The organism is Mesorhizobium sp. KR2-14 (assembly GCF_040049255.1).
Taxonomy (GTDB): domain Bacteria; phylum Pseudomonadota; class Alphaproteobacteria; order Rhizobiales; family Rhizobiaceae; genus Pseudaminobacter.
The window spans coordinates 95,122-111,492 of record NZ_JBDZDR010000008.1 but is presented as its reverse complement, the minus strand read 5'-3'; the positions used below and the strand labels follow the sequence as shown (position 1 = coordinate 111,492).

At 65.0% G+C, this 16,371-nt stretch carries 10 protein-coding genes; 4 read left to right on the top strand and 6 right to left on the bottom strand.

The features are described 5' to 3' along the window. The first annotated feature begins 144 nt into the window (after positions 1–144). On the top strand, positions 145–1,209 hold the full coding sequence (hemH, locus tag ABLE86_RS18960) for a ferrochelatase (protein WP_348780540.1): 1,065 nt from the start codon (positions 145–147) through the stop codon (positions 1,207–1,209). Positions 1,210–1,288: 79 nt separating this feature from the next. On the opposite strand, the gene ABLE86_RS18955 is transcribed toward hemH, so the two are convergent. Then, positions 1,289–2,533, bottom strand: a complete 1,245-nt coding sequence (locus ABLE86_RS18955) for a DUF459 domain-containing protein (protein WP_348780539.1) — start codon at positions 2,531–2,533, stop codon at positions 1,289–1,291. Positions 2,534–2,559: 26 nt separating this feature from the next. Next, positions 2,560–3,789: a lytic murein transglycosylase gene (locus ABLE86_RS18950; protein ID WP_348780538.1), complete on the bottom strand. Its 1,230-nt coding sequence runs from the start codon at positions 3,787–3,789 to the stop codon at positions 2,560–2,562. A 206-nt stretch (positions 3,790–3,995) separates the two neighbouring features. Here ABLE86_RS18950 and galU point away from each other — a divergent pair, with 206 nt between their 5' ends. After that, complete coding sequence (galU, locus tag ABLE86_RS18945) at positions 3,996–4,901, top strand: UTP--glucose-1-phosphate uridylyltransferase GalU (protein WP_348780537.1); 906 nt, start codon at positions 3,996–3,998, stop codon at positions 4,899–4,901. Positions 4,902–4,955: 54 nt separating this feature from the next. On the opposite strand, the gene ABLE86_RS18940 is transcribed toward galU, so the two are convergent. Further along, entirely contained in the window at positions 4,956–6,584 is a 1,629-nt protein-coding gene (locus ABLE86_RS18940) for an outer membrane beta-barrel protein (RefSeq protein WP_348780536.1), read from the bottom strand. A 196-nt stretch (positions 6,585–6,780) separates the two neighbouring features. On the opposite strand from ABLE86_RS18940, the gene ABLE86_RS18935 reads away from it, so the two are divergent. Then, positions 6,781–7,779: a KpsF/GutQ family sugar-phosphate isomerase gene (locus tag ABLE86_RS18935; RefSeq protein ID WP_348780535.1), complete on the top strand. Its 999-nt coding sequence runs from the start codon at positions 6,781–6,783 to the stop codon at positions 7,777–7,779. Between the two features lie 96 nt (positions 7,780–7,875). Here the strand turns inward: ABLE86_RS18935 and ABLE86_RS18930 are convergent, their stop codons facing one another. Further along, positions 7,876–9,330 carry a glutamate synthase subunit beta gene (locus ABLE86_RS18930; protein WP_348780534.1) on the bottom strand — a complete coding sequence of 485 codons (1,455 nt, stop codon included), beginning with the start codon at positions 9,328–9,330 and terminating at the stop codon, positions 7,876–7,878. 111 nt (positions 9,331–9,441) lie between these two features. Continuing rightward, positions 9,442–14,184: a glutamate synthase large subunit gene (gltB, locus tag ABLE86_RS18925; RefSeq protein ID WP_348780533.1), complete on the bottom strand. Its 4,743-nt coding sequence runs from the start codon at positions 14,182–14,184 to the stop codon at positions 9,442–9,444. 520 nt (positions 14,185–14,704) lie between these two features. Between gltB and ABLE86_RS18920 the strand changes: the two genes are divergently transcribed. After that, complete coding sequence (locus ABLE86_RS18920; RefSeq protein WP_348780532.1) at positions 14,705–15,754, top strand: low specificity L-threonine aldolase; 1,050 nt, start codon at positions 14,705–14,707, stop codon at positions 15,752–15,754. Positions 15,755–15,842: 88 nt separating this feature from the next. On the opposite strand, the gene ABLE86_RS18915 is transcribed toward ABLE86_RS18920, so the two are convergent. After that, positions 15,843–16,310, bottom strand: a complete 468-nt coding sequence (locus ABLE86_RS18915) for an Hsp20 family protein (RefSeq protein ID WP_348780531.1) — start codon at positions 16,308–16,310, stop codon at positions 15,843–15,845. Between the last annotated feature and the right edge of the window lie 61 nt (positions 16,311–16,371).

The window sequence follows — 16,371 nt, the reverse complement described above, 5'->3', positions numbered from 1 at the left end:
CGTTGTGCCCCGCGTCCAAGCGTCGGTCGCGCCAGGCGGGTGCAACCTTGCCGTGATCTCGTGAAGGAGGCTGCGGCCAGACGCTGCATTGGAATTCCGGTTCGACATCACTAAGTACCGGGCCTGCGCGGGAGAAATGCCGAGATGAGCTTGACCACAGACGACGTCCAGACCGGAAACCGGAACATCGGGCCGCTGCCCGCCGGCCATCCGCCGGTCAAGCAGCCCAAGGTTGGCATCATGCTGGTGAACCTCGGCACGCCGGACGGCACAGATTTTGCGCCGATGTGGCGCTATCTCAGGGAATTCCTGTCCGATCCGCGCGTGATCGAGCTGTCGCGCGTGGTCTGGTATCCGATCCTCTACGGGCTGGTGCTGACCACCCGGCCGAAGAAATCCGGCGCCAACTACAAGACCATCTGGAACGAGGCGAAGAACGAATCGCCGCTGCGCACCTACACGCGCGCGCAGGCCGAAAAGCTCTCCCAGATGCTGGCCGACAAGCCGAACGTGGTGGTGGACTGGGGCATGCGCTACGGCACCCCGTCGATCGCGAGTTCGGTTCAGCGCTTGATGGACCAGGGCTGCGAACGCATCGTGATGTTCCCGCTCTACCCGCAGTTCTCGGCCACAACCACCGCGACCGCCAGCGACCAGCTTTTCCGGGCGCTGATGAAAATCCGCGCCATGCCCGCGATCCGCACCGTGCCTGCCTATTACGATGAGCCGGCCTATATCGAGGCGCTGGCCAATTCGGTGAACAGCCACCTTGCCACGCTCGACTTCGAGCCGGAGGTGGTGCTTGCTTCCTATCACGGCATACCGAAAGCCTATTTCGAGAAGGGCGACCCCTATCACTGCCACTGCCTGAAGACGACGCGGCTGCTGCGCGAGCGGCTGGGCTGGGATGACAAGAAGCTCATCACCACCTTCCAGTCGCGCTTCGGCGCACAGGAATGGCTGCAGCCCTACACCGACAAGACGGTGGAGAAGCTGGCCAAGGAAGGCGTGAAGTCGATCGCCGTCATCAACCCCGGCTTCTCGGCCGACTGCATCGAGACGCTGGAGGAAATCGCCGGCGAGGCCGCCGAGATCTTCCACCATGGCGGCGGCAAGAATTTCACGCACATACCTTGCCTCAATGACAGCGACGACGGCATGGCCGTCATCGATACGCTGGTGCGCCGCGAACTGGCCGGCTGGGCCTGAGCCGCAGCCGGCTCACGCGCGCGACGCGCGGCCGGAGCGGGACTGAGCTTCGATCAATACCAGGCTCCTGCCCGCCGGCTCATCGGCGGGCGGCGGGCGGCGGAACGGGCGCGGTCACAGCGGCATCGGGCGAGGGCGAACCCGCGGGCGCGGCAAAATCATCGGCGCGCCCGGGCTGTGGATCGGGCGCGAGGCCCTGCTTCATCAGTTTCTCGTTGGGCGAACGTGGCGCCTGCCGCGTCGTCGCCTGCGCGCCAAGCAGCTCGCCGCCACCGTCCAGCGCAGGGTCGCTCAGCGAGACCGGCGGCGTGCGGTCGACAGGCTTTGCCTTGTCGGCCCCGGGCGCCGGCGCAAACACACCGGGCGCCAGCGCTTCGCCCGGCTCGGCAGCCACGCCCAGCATCTTGCGAAGCGGCTTTTCGGCGTAGAAGGCCAGCTTGCGCTTGCCCGCCCTGGTGAAGTTGATGCCGTCTTCCCCCCGCAGGCGCTCGGGCTGGCCATTGACATTGGGGCCCGTGCTCACGAAGGCGCCGTTCTCGTCGACGAAGCCATCCCACACATCCACGAATTCGCCGCCGGCACCCTCGCTGGCCGCGCGATAGATGTCGTTGAAGGCCAGCATGTCGGCCGTCGTCTTCGAAAGCCTGAACGCGGGCATGCCGACCCAGATGAAAGGCACGTTGCGCGCCGCAATGGCCTTCGCCATCTCATCAGCGCGGCGGGTGTATTCCTCCGTCCAGTTGTCCGTTCGAAGCGTCTCGCTCGTCGCGCCGACGCGCATGCGCTGGCGGTCGTTTGACCCGAGCATGACGACAACTGCCGCCGGCTTTTCGGCCTCTATCAAGGGGCCGATTTCCTTGCCCCAGTTGAAATGGTCCTCCCGCACGAAGCCGGACGAGCCTTTCGAGCGGTCGATGACCCGGACTTTCGGATTCTGCGCATAGACGGTCGACAAGCCCTCGGCGAGCCCGCTTCCGAGAAAATCGCCGACGACCAGCACCACCTTGGCGTCGGGCGCCTTTTCAACCGCTGCCACCTCCGGCTCGTGCGGAACGGCAGTGGCCTTGGTGCCCGGCGACTTCTTGGCGGCGCGAGCCTTGGGCTTCGGCTGGTGGTGCGGCACCGGAACCCTCTGCGCCGGCGGCTCGTAATATCTTTCCCGGCGCGGCAGGAAGAGGTCGAACAGGTTCCAGGGCCGTATCATCCGTTCCTGGGCGTAGGCCGGAGATGACAGCGCCTCGGCGAAAAAGCCGGCGGACGCGACCGCCAGCGCCAGAAGCAGCGCCGGCAGCCACGCACGAAATGTCGGCTTTCTCGATGGCAATGCCGGCTCCGTTGGGGTTGGCCCGGTTAACGCTTTCTCAGCCGCAACAGCACTTCCATGCTCGGGTGACCGTCCTGCTCCAGGCCGGCCTGGGCCTGGAAGGCACGGATCGCGGCGCGCGACCCTTCGCCAATCTTGCCATCGAACTTGCCTTCGTAATAGCCAAAAGTGGAGAGGCGCTGCTGAAGCTCCTGCTTTTCCTGGAAGGATAGCTTGGTGAAGGGCCGGTTCCAGTCGCGCACCAGGCCGCCATATCCGGCGATCTCGTCGGCAAGCAGGCCGACGGCGAGCGCGTATTTATCGGCGTTGTTATACCGCTTGAGGACCGAGAAGTTCTTGGTCATCAGGAAAGCCGGGCCGGAACGCCCGTCCAGCACCTTCAACTCCGCCATCTCGTTGCCATCACGGAAAGGCTTGCCTCTGGCGCGGGTGATGCCCAGGCTCTGCCACTTGGCCACCGAGAGCGAGCCGTTCGGGAACTTGCGCCCCTCCGGCAACTTCACCTCGTAGCCCCAGGTGCGGCCGGTCTGCCAGCCATTCTTGGCGAGCAGGTTGGCGGCGGTGGCGAGCGCATCCGGCACGGAGTACCAGATGTCGCGCTTGCCGTTGCCGTCAATGTCGACGGCATAGCGCTGGTAGCTGGTGGGAATGAACTGGGTGTGGCCCATGGCGCCGGCCCAGGAGCCCATCAGGTGGCTTTCGTCGATGTCGCCGCTCTGCAGGATCTTCAGCGCCGCGATCAGCTGCGTCTGTGCGAACTTGGCGCGCCTCTGGTCGCCATAGGCAAGCGTGGCCAGCGAGCGCACCACATTGCGCATCACCTTGTCGTTCTTGAGAATCTCGCCGTAGTTCGATTCCATCGACCAGATGGCGAGCAGGATGTGGCGATCGACGCCGAAGCGCGCCTCGATGCGGTCGAGCCAGGGCTTCCACTGGCGCGCCATGGCGCGGCCGTTGGCCACCGCCTCCTCATGCACGCGGTTGTCGAAATAATCCCAGACCGGGGCGGTGAATTCGGGCTGGAAGCGCGCCTTCTCCAGCACCTCGGGATCGACATCGCGCACATTGCGAAAGGCGCGATCGAAGGTGGTGGCGGAAATGCCGTTTTGCAGCGCGGTGCTGCGGAAGCCCGCGATCCACCGCTGGAAACCAGCATCGGCAAAGGCTGTGGTGCTTGCCGAAAACAGCAGGGCAAGCGACAGGCCGGCAGCCGCCGCGACGCCTGCGAAGCGAGTTGCGGTCTTACGAACGAGCATGATGTCCCTCCTTATCGGTCCTCGAAAAATACATTCATCGCGCACCGGGGTTATCAATCGGTTTACCATAGCGAAATTGGTTGCTATCGCCTTCGCGGCCTCCCAGCCGCCGTGGCTGTGGCAGTGCGATGTTCAGTATTCATCAATTTCGACGTGAAAATGTCTCATCCCGTGATAGGACCGACTCGCCTATTGGACCGTTCGCCATGAAAAAAGTACGCAAAGCAGTTTTTCCTGTTGCCGGGCTCGGCACGCGGTTTCTCCCAGCCACCAAATCCATCCCGAAGGAGATGCTGACGGTGGTCGACCGCCCCGTCATCCAGTATGTGGTGGACGAGGCGCGCGAGGCGGGGATCGAGCATTTCATATTCGTGACCGGGCGCAACAAGGCCGTCATCGAAGACCATTTCGACGTCCAGTTCGAGCTTTATGACACGCTGGCGCAGCGCGGCAAGGACGACCAGCTATCGCACCTGCAGCGCCTGCAGCCGCAGCCCGGACAAACCAGCTTCACCCGGCAGCAGGTGCCGCTGGGCCTGGGCCACGCGGTGTGGTGCGCGCGCGACCTGGTGGGCGACGAGCCCTTCGCCCTGCTCTTGCCCGACATGATCATGCAGACGGACCAGAGCTGTCTGAAGGAAATGGTCAAGCTCTATGAGCACACCGGGCAGAACATCGTGGCCGTACAGGAATGCGACCCGGCCGAGACCCACAAATACGGCATCGTCGGCCGCGGGCAGGACGTGCATTCGGGCTTCGAGATCACCGGCATGGTGGAGAAGCCCAAACAGGGCACCGCCCCTTCCAATCTCTACATCAACGGCCGCTACATATTGCAGCCGGAAATCTTCAAGATCCTGGAAGGTCAGGAAAAGGGCGCGGGCAACGAGATCCAGCTGACCGACGCCATGCTCAAGCTTGAAAAGCAGCAATCCTTCTATGGCTATCACTATCAGGGCCGCACCTTCGACTGCGGCTCGCCGGAGGGCTTCATCGAGGCCAATGTGGCCTTCTCGCTGTGGCACCCGGACATGCACGACAAGGTCGCAGCCATGCTGGGCAGGATGCTGGACGAACTGAAGCCCATCGAGAGGCGCAGGGCGCCGCGCTGAGCACAAGCGAAAAGGCCGGGTTCTCCCGGCCTTTTTTTTAAGCGCCGCGCCGGGTCAGCGCTGCAGCTTGAGGCCGAGGAAGGCGCTGTTGGCGTCGTAGTCGCGGTCCGGCAGACTGCTTCGGAGCCTCTCGTGCCGCAGCCTGCCGCTGATGCCGGCATAGCGGCTCAGCCACCATGTGGCGCCCGCCTCGGCCAGGAAGGTCACGTCGCGGCCATCCGAATGCGCATAGTTGCGATAGCCGATGCCCAGCACGGCATTGCCGGTGAGATTGGCGCGGATCGCGCGCTCGGCCGAAAGGGTGGCGACGTTCAGGACCGAACCGCTTTCGCCAGCATTGGTGGTGTTCTCGATGGTGGTCGAGGCAGCCAGATTGACCAGTGTGCCGCGCTCCGGCGACCATGTCAGCGCTGCGGCCACGCTTGGCGTCGAAACCGGGCCGAGCCGGGCGTCGTCAAAGCTTTCGCGCAGCCAGCCGGCCGAGAATTCGCCCGAAAGCTTCTCGCCGAGGTCGAGCGCCACGCCGGCGCGCGCGCCGACAAGATTGGAAGAGCGTTCATAGCCGCTGTCGTCAATCTTCTGGTCGTAGTAGCGGCGGCCAAGTTCCACCTCGGCAAAGGGCGTCAATGCCGGCGATACCTCGTAGCCGCCGCGCAGGGTTATCGACGCCAGGGTCGAGTCGCGATCCTTCTGCGAGAGAACGCTGCCGTCCCAAAGCTCGGCATCGCCATAAATGTCGCGTTCGACGCTGCCGGTGACACCCAGCAGAACGCGGCCGACATTCCTTTCGACGCCGAGGCTGGCGCCCAGCGTCTGCCGGATCGGCGACGATGCCGCGCCAATGATGGCGACGGGCGACGAGGCGCTTTCGGGAGTGCGCAGATAGCCGAATTCTCCACGGCCGTTCAGGCTCTCGCCAAGGTCGAGGTCCAGCCGCAGGTCGACGCCGATCTCGTCGTCCCTGACCTGCTCACCGGAAAGGGTGCGCTGGATCGCGCCATAGGCGTCAAGCGTTGCCGAATGGCCGCCCCAGTCGCCGATGGCATTGAGGCGCAAGGCGGTTTGCGACAGAACCGCGCTCGAGCCGCCGGGCTGGAGACTGGCATTGGAGGTGCCGACCAGCCCCTGCTCGAGCGTGGATCGCAGCAGAAAGCGGCCGACATGAATGCCAGGTGCGGCAAAGGGAGCCTCCTCCCGTGCCACATTACGGGCCTCGATGGCGTTCTCACGCTCTGCGCGCCGGACACTCTCCGGGTCCTCCTGCACGCCTTCCGAGGGCACGCGCACCGCAGCGGTGACAAGATCTTCGTCGACAGCGCCGGCTCTGCGGTTTTCCCGGACCGGCTGAGCACCCGCCGCTACGCGCGCGGCCTCGGCCCGCTGGCGTGCTGTGGAAAGCGGCCGCGCGCCCGATGCAGTCGACGGCCCGTCGAACGCGTCGGCATTGGCCGGCAGCGAAAACAGGTCCGGTTCGGCCGGGCCGGCATCCGGCACCGCGCCGGTGCTGACCGGATCATATTGCCAGGAAGAAGTCTGATCGGCCTGGGCTGCCTGGCCGCGCGGCAGGGGCGCGTTGGCGTTCGTGGCGGGAAGAGAGCCGCGCAAGCCGGTTTCCTGGGCCTCGGCCACGGCGGCGCCGAGCACGCCGGCGGCACCGGCCATGCACAGCACGACCGGCAGCAACCGTCGACCTCGGCGTCGTGACTGATCGGGGCGCACGCCTGACATTCTCACCTGACTGCATTCCGTGGCGCGGGGCGGCGCCAGCATTACCGAATCGTAAATTCGGATGGTTAAGAGAGTGTTGAGGGCGCAGGCAGCCCGGCAGCGCGCGCATCGATATGGACAGCCGCCCGACAACACGGTAATCGCATGCAACATGCACGCACGAACCCTAAAGACACCGCCCGACAGGCAGGCCTCCATAGCATCGGCGATGCGCACCGTGACGACGGAGCGCGCCGGCGTCGAGGCACTGGCCGAGGCGCTGCAAAATGGATTGTCCGAGCCTTTCGCCGAAGCGGTGGAGCTGCTGTCGGCAATCGGCGGGCGCGTGATTGTGACCGGCGTGGGCAAGAGCGGCCATATCGGCTCCAAGATCGCGGCGACGCTCGCCTCCACCGGCACTCCGGCCTTTTTCGTGCATCCCGCTGAAGCCAATCACGGCGACCTTGGCATGATCGCGCGCGACGACGCGATCCTGGCCATCTCCTGGTCGGGCGAGACGGTGGAGCTGAAAGGCATCATCGCCTATGCTCGCCGCTTTGCCATTCCCTTGATCGCGGTGACCGCCGGCGAAAATTCGGCGCTTGCGCGCGAGGCCAACGTGGTGCTGAAGCTGCCCAAGGCGCAGGAAGCCTGCCCGCACGGGCTGGCGCCCACCACCTCGACCCTGCTGCAGCTGGTGATAGGCGATGCGCTGGCAGTGGCGCTGCTGGAGGCGCGCGGCTTCACGGCCGAGCATTTCCGCACCTTCCATCCGGGCGGCCAACTGGGCGCCAACCTCACCCGCGTCGCAGACATCATGCATTCCGACGACAGGATGCCCATTGTGGCGCTCGGCACCAGCATGCCGGATGCGGTGGCCGAACTGTCTCGCAAGCGCTTCGGCTGCGTATGCGTGGTGGATGCCGATGGCAAGCTTTCCGGCATCGTCACCGACGGCGATCTCGCCCGCAACCTGCACCGCAACCTCGGTGAGCTGAAGGTTGAAGACGTCATGACGCGGCAGCCCCGGACCATCGAGCCGCGCATGATGGCAAGTGCGGCGATGGCGGTGATCAACGAACACAACATCAGCGCGCTGGTCGTGGCCGAGGACGAGCGCCCGGTGGGCGTCGTGCATTTCCACGACCTGCTGCGCATCGGCGTGGCGTGACGCCCTGCCCCGAACCTTGTCGGGGGCAATTCGCAAACATAGCAAACTGCGGAGAAAGCATGACGGCCAAAGCCGTCACGCTTCCTGGATTTGCACTCAGCGCGGCAACACGCTCGTGCCCATCAGCGCTTCATCGATAGCGCGCGCCGCCTGGCGGCCTTCGCGGATCGCCCACACCACCAGCGACTGCCCTCGCCGCACGTCGCCGGCCGCATAGAGCCGGTCGACGCTGGTGCGGTAGTCGCGCTCGTTGGCTTCGACATTGGTCGAGCGGCGCGCATCGAGACGGGTCTTTAGCCCCTCGCCCAGCTCCTCGGTCACGCCGCCGGGCATCGGGCCGGCGAAGCCGATGGCGATGAAGGCGAGGTCGGCGCGGATGACGAATTCGGTGCCAGGGATGGGCTGGCGCTTCTCGTCCACCTCGCAGCACTTGACGCCGGTGAGTTGCCCTTCCTCGCCGATGAACTCCAGCGTCGCCACCTGGAACTCGCGCTCGGCGCCCTCGGCCTGGCTGGAGGAGGTGCGCATCTTGGTGGCCCAATACGGCCAGACGGCAAGCTTGTTTTCCTTTTCCGGCGGCTGCGGGCGGATATCGAGCTGGGTGACGCGCACCGCACCCTGACGGAAGGCCGTGCCGATGCAGTCGGAAGCGGTGTCGCCGCCACCCACTACCAGGACATGCTGGCCGCTGGCGTAGATCGGCTGCGAACGCCACGCAGTCGACTGGATGTCCTCCTGCGCGACACGCTTGTTCTGCTGGACCAGGTAGGGCATCGCGTCATGCACGCCTGCGAGCTCCTCGCCGGGGATGCTGGCCGCGCGCGGCTTTTCGGAGCCGCCGCAATAGAGCACCGCATCGTATTCGGCGAGCAGTTCCGACACCTTCTTGTCGACACCGACATTCACGCCGCAGAAGAAGGTCACCCCCTCGCCCTGCATCTGCTGGACGCGGCGATCGATGAAGTGCTTCTCCATCTTGAAGTCGGGGATGCCGAACCGCATCAGCCCGCCCGGACGGCTCTCGCGCTCGTAGACATGCACGTCATGGCCAGCGCGGCCGAGCTGCTGGGCCGCGGCCATGCCGGCGGGGCCGGAACCGATGATGGCCACGCGCTTGCCGGTCATCTTCTCGGCCGGCTGCGGGCGGACGAGGCCGAGTTCGTAGGCCTTGTCGGCGAGCGCCTGCTCGATCGTCTTGATGGCCACCGGAATGTCCTCGAGGTTCAGCGTGCAAGCCTCCTCGCAAGGCGCGGGGCAGATGCGGCCGGTGAATTCGGGGAAGTTGTTGGTGGAATGAAGATTGCGGATCGCCGTCGCCCAGTCGCCGTTATAGACGAGATCGTTCCAGTCCGGGATCTGGTTGTGGACCGGGCAGCCCGTGGGGCCATGGCAGTAGGGGATGCCGCAATCCATGCAGCGTGCGGCCTGCTTCTCGACTTCGCTATCCGACAGCGGCAGCGTGAATTCCCGGAAGTGCCGGATACGATCGGCGGCGGGCTGATACTTGTGCACCTGCCGGTCGATCTCCAGAAAACCTGTAACCTTGCCCATTTCAAAACTCTTGTTCGTGGGTCGCCGCGCCCGCGCGGCAAAAAAGCAATTTCAGTGAGGATGGCGGCCTCGGGCGGCCGTTTCGCCGCCCGTCGCCGTGCGCTGCAGCGGCTATTCCGCCGCCACGCCCATGCGCATGCGTTCCATCTCGATCAGCGCGCGGCGATACTCGACCGGCATGACCTTGCGGAACTTCGGCCGATAATTGGCCCAGTCGTCCAGGATCTGCTTGCCCCGCGTCGAACCGGTGTAGTGCACATGGTTCGAGATGAGCTGGTACAGGCGCTCCTCGTCATGGCTGCTCATGTCCTCGGACACGTCGACGCGGCCCTTGTGGTCGATGTCGCCGCCATGGTGGAGCAGCTTCTCCAGCATGTCGTCTTCCGCCGGAACCGGCTCGAGCTCGACCATGGCCATGTTGCAGCGCTCGGCGAAGTCGCCGGCCTCGTCCAGCACGTAGGCGACGCCGCCCGACATGCCGGCGGCGAAGTTGCGCCCGGTCTTGCCGATGACGACGACAACGCCGCCGGTCATGTACTCGCAGCCATGGTCGCCCACGCCCTCGACCACCGCCACGGCACCGGAGTTGCGCACGGCGAAGCGTTCGCCGGCGACGCCACGGAAGTAGCACTCGCCCTCGATGGCGCCGTAGAGCACGGTGTTGCCGACGATGATGGATTCCTCGGCGATGATGCGCGAGTTCTCCGGCGGGCGGATGACGATCCGGCCGCCCGACAGGCCCTTGGCGACATAGTCATTGCCGTCGCCGACCAACTCGAAGGTAATACCGCGCGCCAGGAACGCGCCGAAGGACTGCCCGGCGGTGCCGGTCAGCTTCACCGTGATGGTGTCGTCGCGCAGGCCCTTGTGGCGGAAGCGCTTTGCCACCTCGCCCGACAGCATCGCGCCGGCGGAGCGGTCGACATTGCGGATTTCCGTCTCGATGGTCACCGGCTGACGTGCGTCCAGCGCGGGCTTGGCCTGCTCGATCAGCTTGCGGTCGAGCACGTCGTCGATCGGGTGCTTCTGCCGTTCGGTCCAGTGCGTCTTTTCGGGCGCGGCCTTGGGCTTGTGGAACAGGCGGCTGAAGTCCAGCCCGCGAGCCTTCCAGTGCTCGATCACCGCCCGCTTCTCCAGGAGGTCGGTGTTGCCGACGATCTGGTCGAGATGGGTGAAGCCCATCCGGGCCAAGAGCTCGCGCACCTCTTCCGCGACATAGAAGAAGTAGTTGATGATGTGCTCGGGCGCGCCCTTGAAGCGCTTGCGCAGCACCGGGTCCTGGGTGGCGACGCCGACCGGGCAGGTGTTGAGATGGCATTTGCGCATCATGATGCAGCCCGCCGCAATCAGCGGGGCGGTGGAGAAGCCGAACTCGTCGGCCCCCAGCAGCGCGCCGATGACGACATCGCGTCCGGTGCGCAAACCGCCATCGACCTGCAGCGCAACCCGGCTGCGCAGGCCGTTCAGCACCAGCGTCTGGTGCGTCTCGGCAAGGCCCATCTCCCACGGCGAGCCGGCATGCTTGAGCGACGTAAGCGGCGAGGCGCCCGTACCGCCGTCATAGCCGGCGATGGTGATGTGGTCGGCACGCGCCTTGGCGACGCCCGCCGCGACCGTGCCGACGCCGACCTCGGAGACGAGCTTGACCGACACGTCGGCCGCCGGGTTGACGTTCTTCAGATCGTAGATCAGCTGCGCCAGATCCTCGATCGAGTAGATGTCGTGGTGCGGCGGCGGTGAGATGAGGCCGACGCCCGGCGTGGAGTGGCGGGTCTTGGCAATCGTCGCGTCGACCTTGTGGCCGGGCAGCTGGCCGCCCTCGCCCGGCTTGGCGCCCTGCGCGACCTTGATCTGCATCATGTCGGAATTGACGAGATATTCGGCCGTGACGCCGAAGCGACCGGATGCCACTTGCTTGATGGCCGAGCGCTCGGGATTGGGCTTGCCACCCGGTAGCGGCAGGTAGCGGTCGGGTTCCTCGCCGCCCTCGCCGGTGTTGGACTTGCCGCCGATCTGGTTCATGGCGCGCGCCAGCGTGGTGTGCGCCTCTCTGGAGATCGAACCGAACGACATCGCGCCGGTGGAGAAGCGCTTGACGATCTCGGCCGCCGGCATCACCTCGTCGAGCGGCACCGGCTTGCGGCCGGTTTCCTCCGCGAGCCTGATGTTGAACAGGCCGCGGATGGTCTGGGCGCGTGCCGTCTCGCTGTCGATCTGCTCGGAAAATTCCTTGAAGGTTTCCCACGAGCCCTTGCGCACGGCGTGCTGGAGCGAGGCCACCGCATCAGGCGACCAGATATGCGCCTCGCCACGCATGCGGTACATGTACTCGCCCCCCACCTCGAGCGAATTGCGCAGCACCGGATCCTCGCCGAACGCCTCGGCATGACGGCGCACGGTCTCGGCGGCGATCTCCTCCAGCCCCACGCCTTCGATGAGGGTCGCGGTGCCGGTGAAATACTTGTCCACAAAGTCCGACTTGAGGCCCACTGCGTCGAAGATCTGCGCGCCGCAATAGGACTGGTAGGTCGAGATGCCCATCTTGGACATGACCTTGAGGATGCCCTTGCCGATCGACTTGATGTAGCGGTTGACCAGTTCCCGTTCGTCGACTTCCGACGGGAAGGCGCCGCGGCGGTGCATATCGATGAGGGTGTCGAAGGCGAGATAGGGGTTGATCGCCTCCGCACCGTAACCGGCAAGACAGCAGAAATGGTGGATTTCGCGCGGCTCGCCCGACTCGACCACCAGGCCGACCGAAGTGCGAAGGCCCTTCCGGATCAGGTGGTGGTGCACCGCAGCCGTTGCCAGCAGCGTCGGGATGTCGATGCGGTCCGGCCCGACCTGGCGATCGGACAGCACGATGATGTTGTAGCCGCCGGCGACCGCCGCCTCGGCACGCTCGCACAGCCGCTCGATTGCCGCCGGCATGCCCGCCGCGCCCTCATTGGCCGCATAGGTGATGTCGATGGTCTTGGTGTCGAAGCGATCCTCGGTGTGGCCGATGGAGCGGATCTTCTCCAGGTCGGCATTAGTGAGGATCGGCTGGCGCACTTCCAGCCGCTTGCGCCGCGACGTGCCGACAAGGTCGAAGATGTTGGGGCGCGGTCCGATGAAGGACACGAGGCTCATCACCAGTTCCTCGCGGATCGGGTCGATGGGCGGGTTGGTCACCTGCGCGAAGTTCTGCTTGAAATAGGTGTAGAGCAGCTTCGGCTTGTCGGACATCGCCGAGATCGGCGTGTCGGTGCCCATCGAGCCCACAGCCTCCTGGCCCGTGGTGGCCATGGGCGACATCAGGAGCTTGAGGTCTTCCTGCGTGTAGCCGAAGGCCTGCTGGCGATCGAGAAGCGAAACGTCCCGGCGCAGCGCCCGCGGCTCCACCGGCTTCAGGTCTTCGAGGATGAGCTGGGTGTTGGCGAGCCACTTCTTATAGGGGTGCCTGGCCGCGATCTCCGACTTGATCTCCTCGTCGGAGACGATGCGGCCCTTTTCCAGGTCGATCAGCAGCATCTTGCCGGGCTGCAGCCGCCACTTTGCAACGATATGCTCTTCGCCCACCGGAAGCACGCCGGCCTCCGAGGCCATGATGACGCGGTCGTCGTCGGTGACGATGTAGCGCGCCGGGCGAAGCCCGTTGCGGTCGAGGGTGGCGCCGATCTGGCGGCCATCGGTGAAGGCCACCGCCGCCGGGCCGTCCCATGGCTCCATGAGTGCTGCGTGATACTCGTAAAACGCCTTGCGGTCGTCATCCATGAGCTTGTTGCCGGCCCAGGCTTCAGGGATCAGCATCATCATGGAATGCGCGAGCGAATAGCCGCCCTGCCAGAGGAACTCGAGCGCATTGTCGAAGCAGGCGGTGTCCGACTGGCCTTCGTAGGAGATCGGCCACAGCTTGGAGATGTCGTTGCCGAAGAGCTCGGAATCGACCGAAGCCTGCCGCGCCGCCATCCAGTTGTTGTTGCCGCGCACGGTGTTGATCTCGCCGTTGTGCGCGACCATGCGGTATGGGTGCGCCAGCTTCCACGAAGGGAATGTGTTGGTCGAGAAGCGCTGGTGAACCAGGATCAGCGCCGTTTCGAAGCGCGGGTCCGACAGGTCCTTGTAATAGGCGCCCACCTGGAAGGCCAGGAACATGCCCTTGTAGACGACGGTGCGCGACGACATCGACACGCAGTAGGCGCCGATGTCGCGGTTGTTGTTCTCGGCATAGATGCGGCCCGAGATCACCTTGCGCAGGATGTAGAGCCGGCGCTCGTAGTCGTCATCGCTTTCCAGTTCGGCAGGGCGGCCGAAGAAGGCCTGCCGGTGATAAGGCTCGGAAGCCACGATTTCAGGCGCCTTCGACAATGAGGAATTGTCGACCGGCACGTCGCGGAAGCCGAGGAAGGGGATGCCTTCCGATTGGGCTGCCTCGCGGATCAGCGCCTCGATATGCTCGCGCTGGGCGGCGTCCTGCGGCATGAACCAGTGGCCCACGGCATAGTGGCCGGCCGGCGGCAGCTCAACGCCCTGCCCTGCCATCTCGTCGCGGAAGAAGCGGTCGGGGATCTGCACCAGCACGCCGGCGCCGTCGCCCACCAGCGGATCGGCGCCGACAGCGCCGCGATGGGTCAGGTTGTTCAGCATGAACAGGCCGTCGACGATCAGTTGATGCGACTTCTGCCCCTTCATGTTGGCGATGAAGCCGACGCCGCAGGCATCGTGCTCGTTGCGCGGATCGTAGAGCCCCTGCGCGGCCGGGGGAATACAAGTGCTCGGCGGGATAGTGGTGGAGTTGGTGGTTTTGGCGTCCATGGCTTTCGTCTGCGCGGGCGCCCAAGGCTGCGTCGTCACAGATGTCATGTGCGTCATCTTCCTACCTTTTTCGATCTCCTGCCCTCAAAGCGGGCATCTTTCCACTCCCTGCCAGCAGGCGGCTGTTTCCGTCGGCCGGCGGCACATCTTGTCGAGATCCATGGAAGGGCACACTGCGGTGGCGGTATGCCGTCCTTGGCAGATGCGCGGAATTGTGCCGCGCCGTACTCGCGGCAGGTCCGGCATCCATCGCAGCCATCGCCGGACTGGGGCGCAATTATACGCCAGATCCGCCGTCTTTTGCGCAGACAAAATAAGACAGCACTGCTGTCCTAATTTTCTATCGCAGACTTTTTTTTCCGGCACAAGAGACGCTTTCACAAAAAAACAACGAGGAGAGCGAAACAAAGTTTCACTTCTTCATGACAGGCTGAAACTTTCGCACGTTCGCCAAACTCGGCGGCTGAGGCGACTGCCGGGGCGGCGGACGGAATTTTGCACCCCAGGGTCTTGCGGAGGTGCGCCGAAACCGGTCAAGGTCCGCTCACTTTCAACCCGCATTTCCCGGAACGACAGCATGTTTTTTGCCTCAGACAACTGGGCCGGCGCCCACCCCAGGATCTCGGCCGGCCTTGCGGCCCACGCCTCTGGATTCGCCTCGGCCTACGGCACCAGCGACATCGACCGGAAGGTTGGCGAACGGTTCAACGAGATCTTCGAGCGCGAGGTGGCGGTGTTCTTCGTCGGCACCGGAACGGCGGCCAACACGCTGTCGCTGGCGGCGTTCAGCCGGACCGGCGGCGTTTCCTTCATGCACCGCGAGGCGCATATGCTGGAGGACGAATGCGGCGCTCCGGAATTCCTCACCGGTGGTTCGCGCCTGCGGGCCGTGGACGGGCCGCTCGGCCGCATGACGCCGGAAAACCTGGAACGGGCGATCTCGCATTTCGAGCCGGAATTCGTCCATTCCGGCCGGCCGATGGCCGTCTCGGTCACGCAGGCCACCGAGGTCGGCACTGTCTACAGCCTAGCCGACCTCGAGGCGATCGCGGCGGTCGCCAAGAAGCGCAACCTGCCGTTGCACATGGATGGCGCACGCTTTGCCAATGCGCTGGTGGCGCTGGACACGACCCCGGCCGAAATGACCTGGAAGCGCGGCGTCGACGTCGTTTCCTTCGGTGGCACCAAGAACGGCTGCTGGTGCGCCGAAGCCGTGGTGCTGTTCGACACTTCCCGGGCGCATGAATTCGGCTTCCTGCGCAAGCGGGCAGCACAGCTTTTCTCCAAGTCGCGCTTCATCGCAGCGCAGTTCGATGCCTATCTGGCCGACGATCTGTGGCTGGAAACGGCGCGCCACGCCAACGCCATGTCCGCGCGGCTGGCCGAGGCAATCGCGGCCTCGGGCAAGATGCGCCTTGCCTGGCAGCCGCAGGCCAACGAGGTGTTCGCGGTCATGCCGAAGGCGACGATGAAGGCGCTGAACGACAGGGGAGCGGTGTTCTATCCCTGGAACACACCGCGCAGCTATACCGACCCGATCGGCGTGGACGAGACCATGTGCCGCTTCGTGACCAGTTTCGCCACGACTGCCGAAGAGGTCGACCGCTTCGGTGATCTCATCGCCTGAGACCGCATGACCACGCAAAAAAGAGCGGCGCCCTGAGGCGCCGCTCTTTTGCTCGGGAGGAGCGTCCGGTTACGACCGGTCGGGTTTGTCAGTGGGTGGCCTTGGCCTCGATCTGCATGGCGTCCTTATCGGCGGCCTTGGCGATGGAAATCCGGCGCGGTTTCAGCTCTTCCGGAACCGTACGCTTCAGGTCGATGTGCAGCAGGCCATTCTTGAGCTTTGCGCCGACAACGTCGACATGGTCGGCAAGCTGGAAGCGGCGCTCAAAAGCGCGCGAGGCGATGCCGCGATAGAGAATTTCCGCGCCTTCGCCCTCGGTTTCCTTGCGCTCGCCCTTGATGCTGAGCACGTTCCGGTGGGCTTCGATCGCGATATCATCTTCCGAGAAGCCTGCCACGGCCATGCTGATGCGATAGGAGTCCTCGCCTGTCCGCTCGATGTTGTAGGGCGGATAGGACTGGCCGCTTTCCGGCTGGCCAAGGGAATCGAGCATCGTGAAAAGGCGGTCGAAACCGACGGTCGAACGATAGAGCGGCGAGAAATCAACGTGACGCATGGTTCTGTTCTCCAGTTGAGCAACACGGTTTGCGTTTGACCAGCGGGGAAATCCTGAGTGG